The following is a 17,884-nucleotide window of genomic DNA, read 5'->3' on the forward strand; positions in this document are numbered from 1 at the left end:
TGCTTCGCGGTCAGGCCGGGTTGAGGAAGGAGGGCTCCTCGGGCTCGGGCACTTCGTAGTCGCGCTCCCAGCCCTCGCACTCCAGCTTGAGCGACTGGATGGCCACCGCGTTGGCGTTGGCGTCCAGTTCGCCGAGCACCTGGTACTCGCTCGGCCACACCCGGTACAGCTTGTGCGAGACGGCGACCTGCCCGGCCTCGTTGAGCACCTGGATCACGATGTCCTTGCGGAAGTCCGCGAGCGACACCTCGGAGCCGAGCCCCGCGCCGACCTGCCAGACCTTGTTGGCCCAGCGGTCGAACTCGGGGTCGTGGGTGACCCCGCGCTCCAGGGTTATCCCCTCGAACTCCGAGCGCCCCGGCGATTTGCGCGGCGAACTCGGGTCGCCGCCGTGCCGGTGCTTGACGACCTCGGTGGTCCGCTTCAGCGGGGAGATCTTGCTGATGCCCGCCACCGTGCGCCCGTCCCACAGAACCAGGAACTTGAAGTTCTTGTACGGATCAAAACGATGGGCGTTGACGATGAATTCAGCCATCGGTATCCCTTGCGTCTAGAGCTCGAACTGCCCGGCGAGCTGCTGGATCTTCACGATCACGAACTCGGCGGGCCGGACGGGGGCGATGCCGACCAGGACATTGACGACGCCGTTCTCGATGTCCTCGTCGGTGGTGGTGTCGTGGTCGCACTTCACGAAGTACGCCTCGCGCGGCGTGCCGCCCGCGAACGCGCCCTGCCGGAACAGGTTGTGCAGATACGAGGAGGCGTTCAGCCGGATCTGCTGCCACAGCTGTTCGTTGTTCGGCTCGAACACGACCCACTGCAGCCCGCGGTACAGGCTCTCCTCCACATGCAGCGCGAGCCGCCGCACCGGCACGTACTTCCACTCGCTCTCCCGCGCGTCCGCGCCCTCCAGCGTCCGGGCGCCCCAGACCAGCGGGCCGACCATCGGGAAGGTCCGCAGGCAGTTCACGCCGAGCGGGTTGAGCAGGCCGTTCTCCCGGTCGGTGAGCGGCACGGTCAGCGAGTGCACACCCGCGAGCCGCGCCTCGGTCCCGGCCGGCGCCTTCCACACACCGCGCTCGCTGTCCGTGCGCGCGAACACGCCCGCGATCGCGCCGGACGGCGGGAACGCGCGCAGCCGCCCGGTCAGCGGGTCGGTGAGCTGGAGGTGCGGGAAGTACAGGCCCGCGTGGTTGCCGCGCACCGGCTCGAACGCGGCGAGGCCGGAGCGGGCCGTGTCCACGCTGACCCAGGTGGCCGGAGCGTCGGCGATCAGGAAGATCCGCCGCTGCTCGCACAGTCGCTGCGCCGCCGAGAGGACGGTGACGATGTCCTCGCTCGACTCGTACGCGGCGAGCTCCGGCAGTACCAGCAGGTTGACGTCGTCCACCCCGCGCAGGGCCTGGATGCCGGTCTTGCGTGCCTCGCTGCCGATGAGGTCGCGAGGACCGGGCAGTTCGCCGTCCTCGCCGCCGCACAGCGGGAACACCGGCGGATTGACCGAGGCCTCGAGACCCAGGTCGTTGGCGCACTCGCCGAGGAAACGGACCGTGTCCTCGGGGTCGGTGGAGCCCGCGACCGTCTGCAGACGGTTGCCGAAGGCGGTCACCTGTACGCCCGCGAAGGCGTGCTTGCCCGGGGCGTCGGGCTGGGCCCGCAGTTTGCGTTCGAGCAGATGTGCCAGCTCGGTCACGTTCGACGGGGCCTCGCCGTCGGCGTCCGGCTCGTAGAGCGTGAACTCACGCTCGACCTCGCCGATCTTGACGGTGAGCTCGACCTCCAGGTCCGGCAGTTCGTCGCCGAAGGGCTTGGACACGGTGCCCGAGGGGTCGGGCCGGTCCTCGCTGTCGAGCGCCTTCACCCGCACCAGGCCGGAACCCGCGTTGACCACGGTCTCCACGAAACGCCCGTCGGACGGGTCCATCGACACGTTCGTGAACGCCTCGCGCGCGGTGCCCGCCGCGGCAGCGGCGGAGACTCGTAGATCGAAGGTCTCGTCGCAGTTGGGCGTGTCATAGCTGACGGCGACCCGCAGGCCGTTCCCCCAGACACCGGGCTCCTTGGCGTGCACCTCCAGGACCGGGCACTCGCTGCGGCCCTGGGTGGACTCCAGGACCACCTGCGCCGCCTTGCCGCTGCCCGCCTTGGCCACCCGCACGATGACGGCGACGGTGCCGCCGTTGGCGAAGAACTGATGCACCGCGTAGCTGACCGCACTGCGCGAGGCGAGTCCGCCGAAGCGCCGCTCGAAGTCCGTGAAGCTGGTGACCCGGACGGGCTGGTTCAGCGGACCGCGCCGGGTGTGCCCCACGAACGCGGTCACCGAGGTGGTGACGGCCTGGATGGTGCGAACGGTGCTGGGAAGTTCTTCGACGTAGACGCCGGGGTACGACGGATTCGTCGGCATTCCCCCTCCTATCCCGATAGGTACCGGTCAGAGGCACCAAGAGGCGTCAAAGGGGGTGGGCGAAGGCGCCTACAGAGGGAACGGCGTGACACGACCGCCCCCCATGCAGCGCAATCAGTCGGTTCCCCCGTCAGCGCCCCGGCACAGAGCTCGCCGAGGCCAAGCGTTCGCGCTTGTGACTCCTGATGCGTGGCTGCGAACTCAGTCTGTTTGCAGGGCAGTTGAGGGGCAAGGCGGCTTACCGGCCACCTGTTGTGAAGGTGTTGTGGCAGCGTGTGTACGACATGCCCACTAGCGGATTCTGTGACAGGTATCACCGCTCGGGTGTGACCTGTGATTTAGGGAGCCCGCCTTTGCGGCGATAACCTGCCGGACGGACATGCCGCGCACCGGACTCCGCGTGCGCCTCCCTTGTGACATGCGAACAGCTGAGGTCACGTTGCCCGCCGCGGCACGCCCACGCAGACAGCAGCAGAGGCTCAAGACGAGAAGACGCCGACACGCTGAATTGCTGAACGGCACAGCGGCGAGATCACGATAGGGACGGACGCGCGTGGACCTGTTCGAGTACCAGGCGAGGGACCTCTTCGCCAAGCACGGTGTACCGGTGCTGGCCGGTGAAGTCATCGACACGCCTGAGGCGGCGCGCGGAGCGACCGAGCGACTGGGCGGCAAGTCGGTCGTCAAGGCGCAGGTCAAGGTAGGTGGCCGCGGCAAGGCCGGTGGCGTGAAGCTCGCCGCCACCCCGGACGAGGCCGTCGCGCGTGCGACGGACATCCTCGGTATGGACATCAAGGGCCACACGGTCCACAAGGTGATGATCGCGGAGACCGCTCCGGAGATCGTCGAGGAGTACTACGTCTCCTACCTGCTCGACCGCACCAACCGCACCTTCCTCGCCATGGCCTCCGTCGCGGGCGGCATGGACATCGAGGAGGTCGCGGCCACCACCCCCGAGAAGCTGGCCAAGATCCCGGTCGACTCCAACGAGGGTGTCAGCAAGGAGAAGGCCCAGCAGATCGTCGCCGCGGCGAAGTTCCCGGCCGAGGTCGCCGACAAGGTCGCCGACGTCCTGGTGACGCTGTGGAAGACCTTCGTCGCCGAGGACGCGCTCCTGGTCGAGGTCAACCCGCTGGCCAAGGTCGCCTCCGGCGACATCCTGGCCCTGGACGGCAAGGTCTCCCTGGACGCCAACGCCGACTTCCGCCAGCCGGAGCACGAGGCGCTCGAGGACAAGGACGCCGCCAACCCGCTCGAGGCCGCCGCCAAGGCGAAGAACCTCAACTACGTGAAGCTGGACGGCGAGGTCGGCATCATCGGCAACGGCGCCGGTCTGGTCATGTCGACCCTGGACGTCGTCGCGTACGCCGGTGAGAACCACGGTGGCGTGAAGCCCGCCAACTTCCTGGACATCGGTGGCGGCGCCTCCGCCCAGGTCATGGCCAACGGCCTGGAGATCATCCTCGGCGACCCGGACGTCAAGTCCGTCTTCGTCAACGTCTTCGGTGGCATCACCGCCTGCGACGAGGTCGCCAACGGCATCGTCCAGGCCCTCGCCCTGCTCAAGGACAAGGGCGAAGAGGTCACCAAGCCGCTGGTCGTGCGCCTCGACGGCAACAACGCGGAGCTGGGTCGCAAGATCCTCTCGGACGCGAACCACCCGCTGGTGCAGCGCGTGGACACCATGGACGGCGCGGCCGACAAGGCCGCCGAGCTCGCGGCTGCGAAGTAAGGGACGAAGGACCAACCACCATGGCTATCTTCCTCAACAAGGACAGCAAGGTCATCGTCCAGGGCATGACCGGCTCCACCGGCATGAAGCACACCAAGCTCATGCTCGGCGACGGCACCAACATCGTCGGCGGTGTGAACCCGAAGAAGGCCGGTACCGAGGTCGACTTCGACGGCACCAAGGTCCCGGTCTTCGGCTCGGTCGCCGAGGCGATGGAGAAGACCGGCGCCAACGTCTCGGTCCTCTTCGTGCCCCCGGCCTTCTCCAAGGCCGCCGTGGTCGAGGCCATCGACGCCGAGATCCCGCTCGCCGTGGTCATCACCGAGGGCATCGCCGTCCACGACTCCGCCGCCTTCTGGGCCTACGCGAAGTCCAAGGGCAACAAGACTCGCATCATCGGCCCGAACTGCCCCGGCCTGATCACCCCCGGTCAGTCCAACGCCGGCATCATCCCGGGCGACATCACCAAGCCCGGCCGCATCGGCCTGGTCTCGAAGTCCGGCACGCTGACGTACCAGATGATGTACGAGCTGCGTGACATCGGCTTCTCCTCCGCCGTCGGCATCGGCGGTGACCCGGTCATCGGCACCACGCACATCGACGCTCTGGCCGCCTTCCAGGAGGACCCGGAGACCGAGCTGATCGTCATGATCGGCGAGATCGGCGGCGACGCCGAGGAGCGTGCGGCCGACTTCATCAAGGCCAACGTCACCAAGCCGGTCGTCGGTTACGTCGCGGGCTTCACCGCCCCCGAGGGCAAGACCATGGGCCACGCCGGCGCCATCGTCTCCGGCTCCTCCGGCACCGCCGCCGCGAAGAAGGAGGCCCTCGAGGCCGCGGGCGTCAAGGTCGGCAAGACTCCGACCGAGACGGCCAAGCTGGCGCGGGAGATCCTGGAGGGCTGAGGCCCTTTCGGAGGAACGAGGCTCTCTCGGAGGGCCGAGATCCTTCTCGGTGCGAGGCCCTGCTGCCTGCCTGCCTGGTTGGCTGGCGCTTTTGCTCCGGTAGTTGTGAACGGCGAGTCCGCGTCCCCCTCTCGGGGGCGCGGGCTCGCCGCTTTCGTGTACGGGATAGGGGCAGGGCGGGGGCGTGGCTCAGGGGAGCTGTGGGAGGAGGCGTTCGGGGCCGCTGTCCGGGCCGGTCGTGAGCTGGTCGCGCAGTTCGGCGTCCTGGTGCTCCTCCGCCTGCGGGCCCATCTGCGGCGGGGCGCCGCCGACCGGGCGGCCGTCCGGGACCGGCGGCTCGTAGCGGGTGGGCGCGGTGTTCAGGGTGACGACGGTGGCGATCACGACCGCCGCGGTGAGCCCGATCGCGGCGCGCGTCCACTGCCGGGTACGGCGTTCGCTGAGCTGCCGTGTCCGCTCCGGCCCCGGCCCCTCCGCGGAACTCGCCTCGGACAACTGTGCCAGCCGCTCCCGCAGGTTCTCCACGGGCCGCAGTTCCGGCAGACGGTCACCGACGAAGAGCCGCGCCTGGCCGAGTCGTCCCGCCGTGGCGGCCGTACTGGACTCCGTCTCGGCCGCGGTCTGCGGCAGCGCCAGGCCCAGGCAGTCGTGCAGGACGAGGGTCCTGCGGTAGCTGACCGGCAGTTCGGTCAGGACGCCGAGCAGCTCCCTGTCCTGCCGGTGCGGCAGCGGCGCCCCTCTGCGGTTGCGGCTCGGCCGGAACCGGTGCCACGGCGAGGTCGCGTACTCGTGCGCCACCGCCCGCACCCAGGCCGCCGGGTCGGGGTCGGCGGCCACCTCGGGCCAGTGCCGCCACGCGTGCTGAAACGCCTGGGCCACGGCCTCGCAGGCCAGTCGACGGTGCCCGGTCAGCAGGTAGGTCTGGCGTACGAGGCCGGTGGCGGTCAGCTCGTAGAGGGTGTCGAAGTCCGCTGTGGGGTCCGGGAGTTCGGGGGGTGGGGTGGCGTCGGCGGGGTCTTTGGCCTCAGCCGGGCCCGTGGGTGAGGTGGGTGCGGCGGGTCCGTCACTCGTGGGGGGCTCGCCGGGTGCAGGGGTGTCGCGTGAGGGCGGGTCCTCCGGCTGAGTGTCCTTGCTGGGTACGGGAGTTGACGATGTATCACTGTCCGCCGTCTCCGACTCTGTCTGCGGGGTGCGTTCGGCGGGCGTTCGCTCGGCCCGGTGCGGCGGCGCGGAGGTGTCCGGCTCCGTGGTCTCTGTGGCCCGGTCCTCGCCGGGCTCCCCGTCCCGTCCGCTTCCGCCGCCGTCCGTCACGTCCAACGCCCTTACGTACGCGTCGACTTGCTCGCCCTCCGGATCTTCCCGCCCGGACTCCCAACGTCGCAGGCAGGAGCCGGAGACGCCGAGCCGGGCGGCCAGCGCGGCGCGGCTGAGTCCGCTCGACCGGCGCAGCCGACGACGTTCGGCGGGGGAGGGGAGAGGGGCGTGCTCGGGGGTCTGGGTCATGACTCGCTCTCCGTGCCGGGGGCTGTGGCCGCGGGTTCCGTACGCAGGGGGACGGTGCCTCTGAGCCGTCTCCAATTTGTACGAAAATTGCATAAGAGTATTTCTAGCGACACATCCGGCAATCTGCTGTTACGACGCGAAAGCGCGTGTCGTTGGCAGCATGGCCGCGTGAACCCGATGACCGACCGCAGCCCGACCTTGCCGACCCTGCTCGCCAAGCCGTCCCTGGCCTCTCGGCTCCGGCCGTCCCGGCTGCGTGAGAGCACGCCGGGCCTGGGCTCCGCCGTGTTCTCCGGTGTGGTCGCCGCGGGGCTCGGCATCGGCACGCTCGCCGTCGTCGTCCTCGCCCTGTGGATCAGTTCGCCGTACCCGGACAGCGGTCCCGGCGGCGCCCTGCACACGGCCTCCTCGCTCTGGCTGCTCGCCAACGGCGTCGAACTCGTCCGTACGGACACCCTCACCGGCGCCGCCGCCCCGGTCGGCCTGACCCCGCTGCTCCTGACGCTGCTGCCCTGCCTCGCCGTGCACCGCGCCGCCCGCGATGCCGCGGGGGCGGGCGGGCCGGTGCCGCGGATGCCCGCGAACACCGCCTGGTTCGGGGTGACCCTCGGCTATCTGGCCGTCGCCTTCGCCGTGCTCTGCTACGCCTCGGGCGGTGACCTCGAACCGTCCTGGAACAGCGCGTACGTACGGCTGCCGCTGCTCGCCGTGCTGGCCAGCGTGACGGGGGCGTGGACCGCGTCCGGGCGCTGGCAGGTGCCGCTGCCGAGGTTCGTGCGCCGTCGGATGGGGCGCATGCCCGCTCCGATGCGCGGGGCGCTCGCGTGGGTGGCGGGCGGCTGGGCCCCCGCGCCGGGCGTACGCCGTCGCACCGTGCCCGCCGTCATGGGGCGCGCCGGAACCGCGGGAGCCCTCGTCCTGGTGGGCGGCGGCGGACTGCTGGTCGCCCTCTCGCTCGGACTCCACTTCCAGGCCGCCGAGCACTCCTTCCTGGAACTGACCGACGACTGGTCGGGCCGCTTCGCCGTGCTGCTGCTCGCCCTCGCCCTGGTCCCCAACGCCTCGGTGTGGAGCGCCTCGTACACCCTCGGCCCCGGCTTCCTCCTCGGTACGGGACAGTCCGTCGCCCCCTTGACGTCGACGGGCGAACCCCTGGTCCTGCCCTCGTTCCCGCTGCTCGCCGCCGTACCCCGGCACCCCCTGCCGGAGCCCTGGCTGTGGGCGCCGGCCGCGGTGCCGATGGTCGCGGGACTGGTCGTCGGCTGGTTCGTGCTCACCGCGGCCGCGCCGGCCGGCTGCTCGCGGGAGGAGGCGTGGGGGAGAGGGCGCACGGCCCTCGGCGCGCTGCTCGCAGCCCTCTTCTGCGCCGGTCTGATGGCGGCCCTCGCCGCCCTGTCCGGCGGACCGCTCGGCGTCGACGTACTGGCCGGGCTCGGCCCCGTCTGGTGGCGCACCGGCCTCGCCGCCTTCGCCTGGACGGCCGCCGTAGCCCTGCCGTTCGCCGTGCTCGTGCACGCCTGGCGGATCCGCAGGCGCTGGTTCCGCGCCTGGCGCCGGGACCGGGTGGAAGCCCTGCGCGTACGGCGGGTGGAACGCGCCGAACAGCGGGCGGCGGAGCGGGTGCGCGCACAGCAGGAGCGCGTGGAGGCGCGGACCCAGCGCGCCGCGGCCCGCCAGGCCGAACGGGAAGCCGCGGAGGCGGCCCGCCTGGAGGCCACGGCGGCCAGGCTCGCCGAACGCACCTCGGAACGCGAGGCGAGAACAGCGGAGCGCGAGGCCGCCCGGGCCGCGAAGCGCGCCGAACGCCAGGCGGCCAGAGACGCCAAGGCCGCCCGCCGCGAGGCCGACCGGTCGACGAAGACCGCCGCACGCGAGGAGACCGAAGCGGCGCGTACTGCCCACCGCGATGAGCGGGACGCGGCCCGAACTGCCAAGCGGGGGGAGGCTGTTGCGGCGAAGGAGGCCAAGGGGGCCAAGGAGGCGAAGCGTGCGGAGGGGGCGCAGAAGGCCACGGAGGGGAAGGGCGCGGAGGGGAAGCGCGCGGAGGGGGAGGGTGCCGAGGGGAAGAGTGCCGAGGGAAAGCGCAGCGAGAAGGCGCCTGCGGAGAAGGGACGTGCTGAGCGGAAGAACCGGCGTCGGGGGAAGCGGGGCGCGGGGGCGGAGGGGCAGACGCCGGGGGCGGGGTTGCCGAAGGGCGGGGTGAAGGGCGGCTCGGAGAGCCAGGTGGAGAGCCGCGTGACGGTCGCGGGCGGAGGTGCCCCCGTCCTCGCCGGGACGGCGGCGGCAGCAGCTACGGACGGCGGCAAGGGGAAGCGGACGGGGCAGGGCGTGGCGGACGGGCGGAGTGCGGGGAGCGGGAAAGGCGAGGCAGCAGACGGGGAGGGCACGAGGAGCGACGAGGGCGGAGGGAACGGCGAGGGCGGACGGAACGGAGAGGGTGGGCGCCACCGGAAGGGGCGACGGAACGGGCGGGGCGCGGAGGCGGCTGCCGAGAGTGCGAAGGGCAAGTCGATCCCCGAGGACGCGAAGAGCGGCGGCGTCGCTCGCGGTTCCGGCAGCGCCGTCGGCCCGGCGGGAAGCGGGCACGCGGCGCGCGTTGACGGCAAGGACGCGGACGCCGACGAGGCGGGAACCAAGGACGCGGGCACCAAGGGCACAGCTGCCAAGGACGCGGGCACCAAGGCCGAGGGCACAAAGGACCCGGGCACCAAGAACGAGGGCGCCAAGGACCAGGGCACCAAGAACGCGGCCATCAAGAGCGCGAGCCCCAAGACCCCGGACGCGGACTCGCCCCGCGAGGAGAAGCCGGGCCGGAAGGCCGCGCGGCAGGAGGCCCGGCGGGCCAAGCAGGTGGCCAAGGGCGAGGAACGGGCGCGCAAGGCGGACACGACGGCGGCGCGACGGGCCCTGCGGAAGTCGGCGCGCAAGGGCGATCAGTCACGGGTCGCCGAGTTCCCCGCCACCGCGTACGTGCCGGGCACCGCACCGTCGCCCACGTCTCCGCAGACGGCCGGTTCGGCTCCGGCGACCGACTCGACGTCGGCGAGCGACTCCACCCTGGCGACCGACTCCACCCCGGCGACGGGCGGGACCTCGGCGCCCGGCGAGCACTCGTCGCCCCACGCGAACTCGTCCGCCAAGTCGGCGTCCACGACCGACAAGGCACCGCCCTCGGTGCCGACGGCATCCAACCCTCAGCAACCCGGCGGATCCGCCTCCAAGCCGGGAGCCGCTCAGGACGGGCGGTGACGGACTTCGGGACGGGGACGGGTGCTGACCGACTTCGGGCTGGGCGGTGACGGACTTCCGTGGTTCAGGCGACTACGCCCCGCCTCGGCCTCGCCCAGCAGCTATCAACCGCAGTCCTCAACCGCGGTCCTCAACCCGCAGCGCTCAGTCCTCGTTCCCCAACACCGGCCGCAGGTCCTTCGGCAGGTGCCTGTCGCAGTTCTGTTCGGCGGTGAGGGTCAGGGCGTCCGAGGTGCAGGTGTAGAACTCGTCGTAGGCGAGGCGGGCGGCGAAGGCGGAGGCGAGCAGGGTCATCGCCAGTGAGGCGGTGACCAGGCCCGTGATCGCGGCCGTCCGCTGCTGCTTGCGGCCTCCGGGCGCGGAGCCGGGCGGGGTGCCGGGAGCGTTGCCGGGCGGGGGCGTCGGCGCGGACGGGTCCGGCGTACGCGGGCGGGCGCGCAGGGAGCTGATGCCCCAGTACAGGGCGAGCGAGCCGAGCAGCAGGGCCGTACCGCCGAAGAACCAGGACCGGAACGGCCAGTCGAAGAGGGCGAAGAAGAAGCCCCACATACCGGAGAGCAGCGCGTAGCGGGCGCGGCGCTGTGCCGGGTCGGTGGGGTCCCAGCGGTTCTGCGTGCCCTGGCCCTCGGGTCCGCCCTGGCGCCCCGGCCGGTCGCCGAATCCGCCCTGCGAACGCCCGGGCTGCCGGTCGCTCCACTGCCCCCACGGGTTGCGGCCGCCCTGGCCCTGGCCGCCGTCCTGCCCGTCCCGGTCCACCGGCTGACGCGGCTGCCACGGCCGGTCCGGCGTGCCCTCCGGCGGCGGAGCGAACGGATTGTCCTCGACCGGCGCACCGCCACGACCCTCGGAACCGCCACGACCCTGGGAATCATCGCGTCCCTCGGACCCGTTGCCGCTCCCGGATCCGTGGCCGCCTCCCGAGCCCTCGTGCCCGGCCGGGGAACCCTCCGGTGCCCCGGAGCCGCCCGCGCCCGGCGAGCCGTCGGGGGCGCTGCCGCCGCCCTGCTGCTCGCGCTGCGGTGAGGGGCGGTGCTCGCGGAGCAGGACGGCCGGGCCGCGCTCCGCCGCCGCCGTGATGCGCGGCAGGGCAGCCGGGCCCTGCGTCCCCGCGGTGACGGGGACGGGGGTGAGCGAGGCAAGCGTGGGGCGGCTCGGGCTGCGGTCCGGCATCAGGTGTGCGTCTTCCCTGGGGTCGAGTGGGTCGATTCGGTCGAGTGGCGGTCTGGGCGGTCGGTCGGGCTGCGGTCGGCCGAGGGCGACCGGGCGCGCGCCCCGTCGGCCGACGACCGTCCGGGCCGCTGTGACCGGCCCGGACGGGCCGCCGCACGGCGCGAACACGCCCGTCCGAGGGAGAACGAGCCGAGAGCCCACGGCGTTCCCGTGACGAATACCCGGCAGACGCTACCTGGCTCGCGGGCCCCCGTCCCGTGGGGGCCGCCCGGACTGCCGGTATCGTTGCTGGCGGCCGGTCGCTTCGTAGGGTTCCCCGTATGAAGGGGCGCGAAGCCTTTGTGCGACCGCACAAAGACCTCGGGTTCCTGCGTAGACCGTCCGTCCGTCTGTCCGTACACCGTCGTCCGGGCGGATCCCCGCCGCGGTCGAAGGCTCACGTACGTCGAAGCTCGCGTACGTGGGAACGATCGGGCGGGACGGACCGTCCGGGCCGGACCGCCGTGAGCGGGCGGCCCGACCGAGCGGGCACCGGCCGACCGCACAAGAGCAGTTCCCGTGAGAAAGGGCCCCGCTGTGGCCGTCAAGCGCCTCGTCGTGCTGGTCTCCGGATCAGGTACGAACCTGCAGGCACTCCTCGACGCGATCGAGGCGGACGGGGCCGCGGCCTACGGCGCCGAGATCGTCGCGGTGGGCGCCGACCGCGAGGGCATCGCCGGTCTCGACCGCGCCCGTGCCGCCGGTCTGCCCACCTTCGTGTGCCGCGTCAAGGACTTCGAGAGCCGCGAGGCCTGGGACACGGCGCTCGCCGAGGCCACCGCCGCGCACCGGCCGGACCTCGTGGTGTCCGCCGGGTTCATGAAGATCGTGGGGAAGGAGTTCCTCGCGCGCTTCGGGGGACGCTTCGTCAACACCCACCCCGCCCTGCTGCCGAGCTTTCCCGGCGCCCACGGAGTGCGTGACGCGCTCGCCTACGGCGCCAAGGTCACCGGCTGCACCGTCCACTTCGTCGACGACGGTGTCGACACCGGCCCGATCATCGCCCAGGGCGTGGTCGAGGTGGTGGAGGAGGACACCGAGGAGGGTGCGGCGGCCCTCCACGAGCGCATCAAGAGCGTCGAGCGCGCACTGCTCGTCGAGGTCGTGGGGCGCCTGGCCCGCAACGGCTATCGCATTGAGGGACGAAAGGTAAGACTGCACCCATGAGTTCGACTGGCGTGACCGCCGAAGCCACCGAGGACACCCAGCGGCCCATCCGCCGCGCGCTGGTCAGCGTCTACGACAAGACCGGTCTCGAAGAGCTCGCGCGCGGGCTGCACGAGGCGGGCGTCGAACTGGTCTCCACCGGATCCACCGCCGGGCGCATCGCCGCCGCCGGTGTCCCGGTCACCAAGGTCGAGGAGCTGACCGGCTTCCCCGAGTGCCTCGACGGCCGCGTCAAGACCCTGCACCCGCGCGTGCACGCGGGCATCCTCGCCGACCTGCGCCTGGACTCGCACCGCGCGCAGCTCGACGAACTGGGCGTGGCGCCCTTCCAGTTGGTGATCGTCAACCTGTACCCGTTCCGGGAGACGGTGGCCTCCGGCGCCACCCCCGACGAGTGCGTGGAGCAGATCGACATCGGCGGCCCCTCGATGGTCCGCGCCGCCGCCAAGAACCACCCCTCGGTCGCGGTCGTGACCAGCCCCGGCCAGTACGGCGACGTGCTCGCCGCGGTCCGTGACGGCGGCTTCGACCTCACCGCCCGCAAGCGCCTGGCCGCGGCCGCCTTCCGGCACACCGCCTCCTACGACGTCGCCGTCGCCTCCTGGTTCGCCGACGACTACGCCGCCGCCGACGACAGCGGCTTCCCCGAGTTCCTCGGCTCCACCTTCGAGCGCGCCAATGTCCTGCGCTACGGCGAGAACCCGCACCAGGGCGCCGCCCTCTACGTGGACGGCACCGGCACGGGACTCGCCCAGGCCGAGCAGTTGCACGGCAAGGAGATGTCGTACAACAACTACACGGACACCGACGCCGCGCGCCGGGCCGCGTACGACCACGACGAGCCCTGCGTCGCGATCATCAAGCACGCCAACCCCTGCGGGATCGCGGTCGGCGCCGATGTCGCCGAGGCGCACCGCAAGGCGCACGCCTGTGACCCGCTGTCCGCGTTCGGCGGCGTCATCGCCGTGAACCGCCCGGTCAGCCGGGAGATGGCCGAGCAGGTCGCGGAGATCTTCACCGAGGTCATCGTCGCCCCCGACTACGAGGACGGCGCGCTGGAGGCCCTCGCCAAGAAGAAGAACATCCGTGTCCTGCGCGCCCCCGAGGGCCCGTCCAACACGGTCGAGGTGAAGCCCGTCGACGGCGGCGCCCTGCTCCAGGTCGCCGACCGGCTCCAGGCCGAGGGCGACGACCCGGCGTCCTGGACCCTGGCCACCGGCGAGGCCCTGTCCGCCGAGGAGCTCACCGAACTCGCCTTCGCCTGGAAGGCCTGCCGCGCGGTGAAGTCCAACGCGATCCTGCTCGCCAAGGACGGCGCCTCGGTCGGCGTCGGCATGGGCCAGGTCAACCGTGTCGACTCCGCCAAGCTCGCCGTCGAACGCGCCGGTGAGGAGCGCGCCCGCGGTGCCTACGCCGCCTCGGACGCCTTCTTCCCGTTCCCCGACGGCCTGGAGATCCTCACCGCCGCGGGCGTCAAGGCCGTGGTCCAGCCCGGCGGTTCGGTCCGCGACGAGCTGGTGATCGAGGCCGCGAGCAAGGCGGGCGTGACGATGTACTTCACCGGTACGCGGCACTTCTTCCACTGAGTCGTGGGGCGCGCCGACGGCTGAGCCGCCGAGCGTGCCGCCGGTCTGCCAGGTGCACAGACAAGCCGAGAGGGCGCCATCCCGTGAGGCGGGGTGGCGCCCTCTCGGCTCTGTCTCCGTACCGGTTTGCATCCGTACCGGAGCCCGGGCTTCGGTCAGGATTTGCGCAGCACCAGTGTGGTCGCCGCCTTGTCGTGCCAGCCCTGCTTGCGGCCCGAACTGTCGAATGCCGGGGAGATGTACGTGAGCAGCGCTCCGAGGCCGCAGCAGAACGAGCCGATACCGGGCACGAGCACGCGCACAAAGGCACTGCTCGCGCTCGGCCTCAGACCGGTCTGCGCGTTCACCACGAGCAGGCCCAGTGCCTGCTTGCCGAGGGTGCCTCCGGCGTTGCTGACCATCAGCCACTCGTAGAGGAACGCGATCAGTCCGTACGAACCCATGACCCGCCCGAGCGCCTCGGCCTCGTCGCCGCTCGAACCGTCGAAGAAACCGGCCCCGAGCATCACGAGGCAGACGGCGGTCATCAGCGCGCCGTCGATGAGGCGGGCACCGAGCCGCTGTCCCATGCTCGCGACCGGGAGTTGGGGCCCGCCGGGGCCGTATCCGTAGCCATAGCCGCCGTGCGGATGGGGGTACGGGGCGTACGGGGTGGCCGGGTGCGGAGAGGCCCCTGGATGCGGCTGCGGATACGCCTGGGGCTGGGCCTGCGGGTAGGCCTGCGGGGGCGGGTACGCGCCGGGTGCTGCCTGCGGTGGCCCCTGCGGCGCGCCCTGCGGGGGCTGTCCCTGCACTGGCCGGCCGTAGCCGGGCTGCCCCTGCGACGGCTGGCCGTATCCGGGCTGCCCCTGGGACAGTTGGCCGTATCCGGGCTGCCCGTATCCGGACTGGCCGTACCCCGGCTGTCCTTGCTGTCCCTGCTGCCCGTAATCCGGTTGTCCCTGCTGCGGGTTGCCGGGCGCGCCGAAACTCATGGCGGAAGGGTCCTCCGTGACGAGCGCTCCGCGGTGGGAGCGGAGCGCTGTGGGATGAGTGGTGTGGTGGGGCCGTGGTAGTGCGCGCCGTGCGGGGGCCGAGCGCAACAGCGGCGGGCCGCAACCCGGTTGGGGTGGCGGCCCGCCGCTGTGAACGTGCGGTTCTCCGCGGATTACTGCGAGCGGATGACCAGGGTGGAGCACACCTTGTCGGCGAAGGTCTGCTTCTTGTCGTCCCACAGCGGCCACAGCCAGCCCAGGTAGCAGGCGAGGCTGTCCAGGAAGTGGGCGATGCGGCGGACGAAGGCCATGCCGACGCCGACCGGCTGGCCGTCGCTCTCGCGCAGCAAACGGATGCCGACGGCCTTCTTGCCGATGGTCTGGCCGGTGCGACCCTCCTGGACCAGGATCCAGACGATGACGCCGATCATGACGACGATGCCCAGGATGGTGAGCGCGGGGATCTTGGCCGCGATACCGATCCCGGCCACTCCGTAGGCCACGCCGACGACGAGACCGTCGATCAGCGAAGCGCCCACGCGCAGCAGCCAGCCCGCGAGCTCCGGCTGCGCGCCGTAGCCGTAACCGGCCTGCTGCTGGTACGCGTCGTACGGCTGCTGCTGCGGGTAGCCGTAACCGGCCTGCTGCGGGACGCCCGGCTGCTGCTGGGGGTAGCCCTGCTGCTGCGGGTAGCCGTAGCCGGGCTGGCCGCCCTGCTGCGGGTAACCCGGCTGTCCGCCTTGCTGCGGGTAACCGGGCTGGCCGCCCTGAGGGGCGCCATAGGGGTTGTTCGGGTCGCCGAAGCTCATGGCGAAAAATCCTCCGTAGGAAGCGCGGGGACGCGCGGATCGCTGGGGAGGAGCTGCAATTCAGGTGCGGTGCGTCCCCCCGGCACTGCCCGCGGCACTGTGCCGCTCATCGTTCTAAAGGCTTGGCGCATTTGTCCAGTCGCTGCCTACCGACGTTGTGCAAGTGCAACTCACCTGTCACGCCCCTGGCGACCCGCTTCGCCCCAACTGCCCACAAAAGCCGGTGGCCTGGGCGTTCTCGGGAGTTGCACAGCAACCTCTCGGCCGCCGTTCGCGGCCGTCTGTTACCGACCCGGTGATGACCGGAAGCTTGCGGTCCACCTGGAGCTGTATGTGAGCCGTGTCCCGCACCCCGGATTGGAACCTCGGGCCCGTCATCCTGGAGGATGTCTCCATGAGCTCCCAGATTCTCGACGGCAAGGCCACCGCAGCCGCGATCAAGGCGGACCTGAGCGCACGCGTGGCGGCGCTGAAGGAGAAGGGCATCACGCCCGGACTCGGCACCGTCCTGGTCGGCGACGACCCCGGCAGCCAGAAGTACGTGGCGGGCAAGCACCGCGACTGCGCCCAGGTAGGCATCGCCTCGATCCAGCGCGAGCTGCCCGCGACCGCCAGCCAGGAGGATGTGGAGGCCGTCGTCCGGGAACTGAACGAGGACCCGGACTGCACCGGCTACATCGTCCAGCTGCCGCTGCCCCGCGGCCTCGACGAGAACCGGATCCTGGAACTCATGGACCCGGCCAAGGACGCCGACGGCCTGCACCCCACCAACCTCGGCCGCCTCGTCCTCAACGAGCCCGCGCCGCTGCCCTGCACCCCGTACGGCATCATCCGGCTGCTGCGCGAGCACGGTGTGGAGATCAACGGTGCGGAGGTCGTGGTCGTCGGCCGCGGTGTCACCATCGGGCGCCCGATGCCCCTGCTGCTGACCCGGCGGTCCGAGAACGCCACCGTGACCCAGTGCCACACCGGCACCCGTGACCTGGCCGCGCACCTCAAGCGCGCCGACATCGTGGTGGCCGCGGCCGGAGTGCCGCACCTGATCAAGCCGGAGCACATCAAGCCGGGCGCGGCCGTGCTCGACGTCGGTGTCTCCCGGGACGAGAGCGGCAAGATCGTCGGCGACGTCCACCCCGGCGTGGCCGAGGTGGCGGGCTGGCTCTCGCCCAACCCGGGCGGCGTCGGCCCGATGACGCGCGCCCAGCTCCTGGTCAATGTCGTCGAGGCCGCCGAGCGCGCGGCCGAGGGCTGAGCGGTACACAGGGCGCCCGGGGGCCGCTTGCCCGCCGCGACCGTACGCACCGCAGAGCCCGAGGATCGAGTACCCATGAGCACGCACGAGGGTGCGCACGACCACGCACCCCGCGAACGGCAGGACGGCGGGACCCCCGAGGCGCCGGGCCCGGCGGCGGACGAGCCGCCCGGCACCGCCGCCGGACGACGCGGTGAGGGGCCCGGGACGGACGCCGCCCCCGGGCGGGAGGAGACCGAAGTGAGCGGTGGGCCGGTGACGGACAACCGGGAGACCGGGACCGAAACCCTGGCCGAGGGCGGCGAGCCGAGCACGGATACCCGGGCCGAGGGCGCGGGCACTGTGGCCAAGGACGCGGACAGCCCGGCCAAGGGCGCGGACGCCCCGGCCAAGGACACGGACACTCCGGCCGAGAGCACGGACGCCACGGCCGATGACTCCGCGAAGGCACCGGCCGGTGCCACCGTGGTCGTCGACCGGGAGCATCCTTCGGGTGCGACCGTGGCCGCTCCCTCGCGGCGGTTCCCGCGTTTCACCCGGGGAGTGGCCCGGCCGGAGGGCGGTGGCCGGGCGGCCTCCGGGGACGCGCCCGCGCCCGCTCGTCAGTGGCCGATGCTCGCGGTGCTCTGCACGGCCGGTCTCGGGCTCCTCATCACGGCCTTCGACGCCTTCCGGGTGGGCACGATCCTGGTCGGGCTCGCCCTGGTGGGCGGTGCGGTACTGCGCTGGGCGCTGCCCTCGGTCGGCATGCTCGCGGTGCGATCCCGCTTCACGGACATGGTCACGTACGGCGTACTGGGCACCGTGATCGTCCTGCTCGCGATGATGGCGCAGCCCGATCCCTGGCTGGAGATCCCGTTCCTCGGCGACACCTTGCACTTCACCATCAAATGATTCGCTGGACGGGCCACTTGCCGCGACAACCTACCGACGCACTCTGACCTGGCCTCTACGTAGGGGTTAGTTGTCGTTGTCGGTGGTTGTCGCCCCCTCGGACGGCCCACGGACGGCCCGGAAGGGTCGCCGGCGTTACTGACTCGGCCGGTCAGGGTGATTCTCCTCGAAGTCCTCAATGGGGTTGGGGTGATGGG

Annotated in this window: 13 protein-coding genes; 7 read left to right on the forward strand and 6 right to left on the reverse strand. The window is 71.8% G+C overall.

The window, feature by feature from the left end; genetic code table 11:
- Positions 1-10: 10 nt before the first annotated feature.
- A complete protein-coding gene (locus tag HUT18_RS22440; RefSeq protein WP_176102361.1) occupies positions 11-535 on the reverse strand; it encodes a phage tail protein in 525 nt (174 codons plus the stop codon).
- Positions 536-550: 15 nt separating this feature from the next.
- Positions 551-2,407, reverse strand: coding sequence for a phage tail sheath C-terminal domain-containing protein (locus HUT18_RS22445; RefSeq protein WP_176102362.1), 1,857 nt, complete (start codon positions 2,405-2,407; stop codon positions 551-553).
- Positions 2,408-2,960: 553 nt separating this feature from the next.
- Here HUT18_RS22445 and sucC point away from each other — a divergent pair.
- Both sucC and sucD read left to right on the forward strand, forming a co-directional pair.
- Positions 2,961-4,139: an ADP-forming succinate--CoA ligase subunit beta gene (sucC, locus tag HUT18_RS22450; RefSeq protein WP_176102363.1), complete on the forward strand. Its 1,179-nt coding sequence runs from the start codon at positions 2,961-2,963 to the stop codon at positions 4,137-4,139.
- A gap of 20 nt (positions 4,140-4,159) precedes the next feature.
- Positions 4,160-5,044, forward strand: coding sequence for a succinate--CoA ligase subunit alpha (gene sucD, locus HUT18_RS22455; protein WP_176102364.1), 885 nt, complete (start codon positions 4,160-4,162; stop codon positions 5,042-5,044).
- A 189-nt stretch (positions 5,045-5,233) separates the two neighbouring features.
- Here sucD and HUT18_RS22460 read toward each other — a convergent pair whose 3' ends face one another.
- Entirely contained in the window at positions 5,234-6,547 is a 1,314-nt protein-coding gene (locus HUT18_RS22460; RefSeq protein ID WP_176102365.1) for a transcriptional regulator, read from the reverse strand.
- Positions 6,548-6,724: 177 nt separating this feature from the next.
- On the opposite strand from HUT18_RS22460, the gene HUT18_RS22465 reads away from it, so the two are divergent.
- Positions 6,725-9,796 (forward strand): DUF6350 family protein, encoded by a 3,072-nt coding sequence (locus HUT18_RS22465; protein ID WP_254879071.1) that lies wholly within the window; start codon positions 6,725-6,727, stop codon positions 9,794-9,796.
- Between the two features lie 144 nt (positions 9,797-9,940).
- On the opposite strand, the gene HUT18_RS22470 is transcribed toward HUT18_RS22465, so the two are convergent.
- Entirely contained in the window at positions 9,941-10,966 is a 1,026-nt protein-coding gene (locus tag HUT18_RS22470) for a hypothetical protein (protein ID WP_254878754.1), read from the reverse strand.
- A gap of 576 nt (positions 10,967-11,542) precedes the next feature.
- Here HUT18_RS22470 and purN point away from each other — a divergent pair.
- Positions 11,543-12,172, forward strand: a complete 630-nt coding sequence (gene purN, locus HUT18_RS22475; RefSeq protein WP_176102367.1) for a phosphoribosylglycinamide formyltransferase — start codon at positions 11,543-11,545, stop codon at positions 12,170-12,172.
- Entirely contained in the window at positions 12,169-13,758 is a 1,590-nt protein-coding gene (purH, locus tag HUT18_RS22480) for a bifunctional phosphoribosylaminoimidazolecarboxamide formyltransferase/IMP cyclohydrolase (RefSeq protein WP_176102368.1), read from the forward strand. The genes purN and purH overlap by 4 nt, the downstream gene beginning before the upstream one ends.
- A gap of 155 nt (positions 13,759-13,913) precedes the next feature.
- Here the strand turns inward: purH and HUT18_RS22485 are convergent, their stop codons facing one another.
- Both HUT18_RS22485 and HUT18_RS22490 read right to left on the reverse strand, forming a co-directional pair.
- A complete protein-coding gene (locus tag HUT18_RS22485) occupies positions 13,914-14,732 on the reverse strand; it encodes an RDD family protein (RefSeq protein WP_176102369.1) in 819 nt (272 codons plus the stop codon).
- A 173-nt stretch (positions 14,733-14,905) separates the two neighbouring features.
- A complete protein-coding gene (locus tag HUT18_RS22490) occupies positions 14,906-15,541 on the reverse strand; it encodes an RDD family protein (protein ID WP_176102370.1) in 636 nt (211 codons plus the stop codon).
- A gap of 394 nt (positions 15,542-15,935) precedes the next feature.
- Here HUT18_RS22490 and HUT18_RS22495 point away from each other — a divergent pair, with 394 nt between their 5' ends.
- A complete protein-coding gene (locus HUT18_RS22495; RefSeq protein ID WP_176102371.1) occupies positions 15,936-16,793 on the forward strand; it encodes a bifunctional methylenetetrahydrofolate dehydrogenase/methenyltetrahydrofolate cyclohydrolase in 858 nt (285 codons plus the stop codon).
- 75 nt (positions 16,794-16,868) lie between these two features.
- Positions 16,869-17,687 (forward strand): DUF3017 domain-containing protein, encoded by an 819-nt coding sequence (locus tag HUT18_RS22500; RefSeq protein WP_254878755.1) that lies wholly within the window; start codon positions 16,869-16,871, stop codon positions 17,685-17,687.
- The last annotated feature ends 197 nt before the right edge of the window (positions 17,688-17,884 follow it).

It is taken from the genome of Streptomyces sp. NA04227 (assembly GCF_013364195.1).
Classification (GTDB): Bacteria; Actinomycetota; Actinomycetes; order Streptomycetales; family Streptomycetaceae; genus Streptomyces.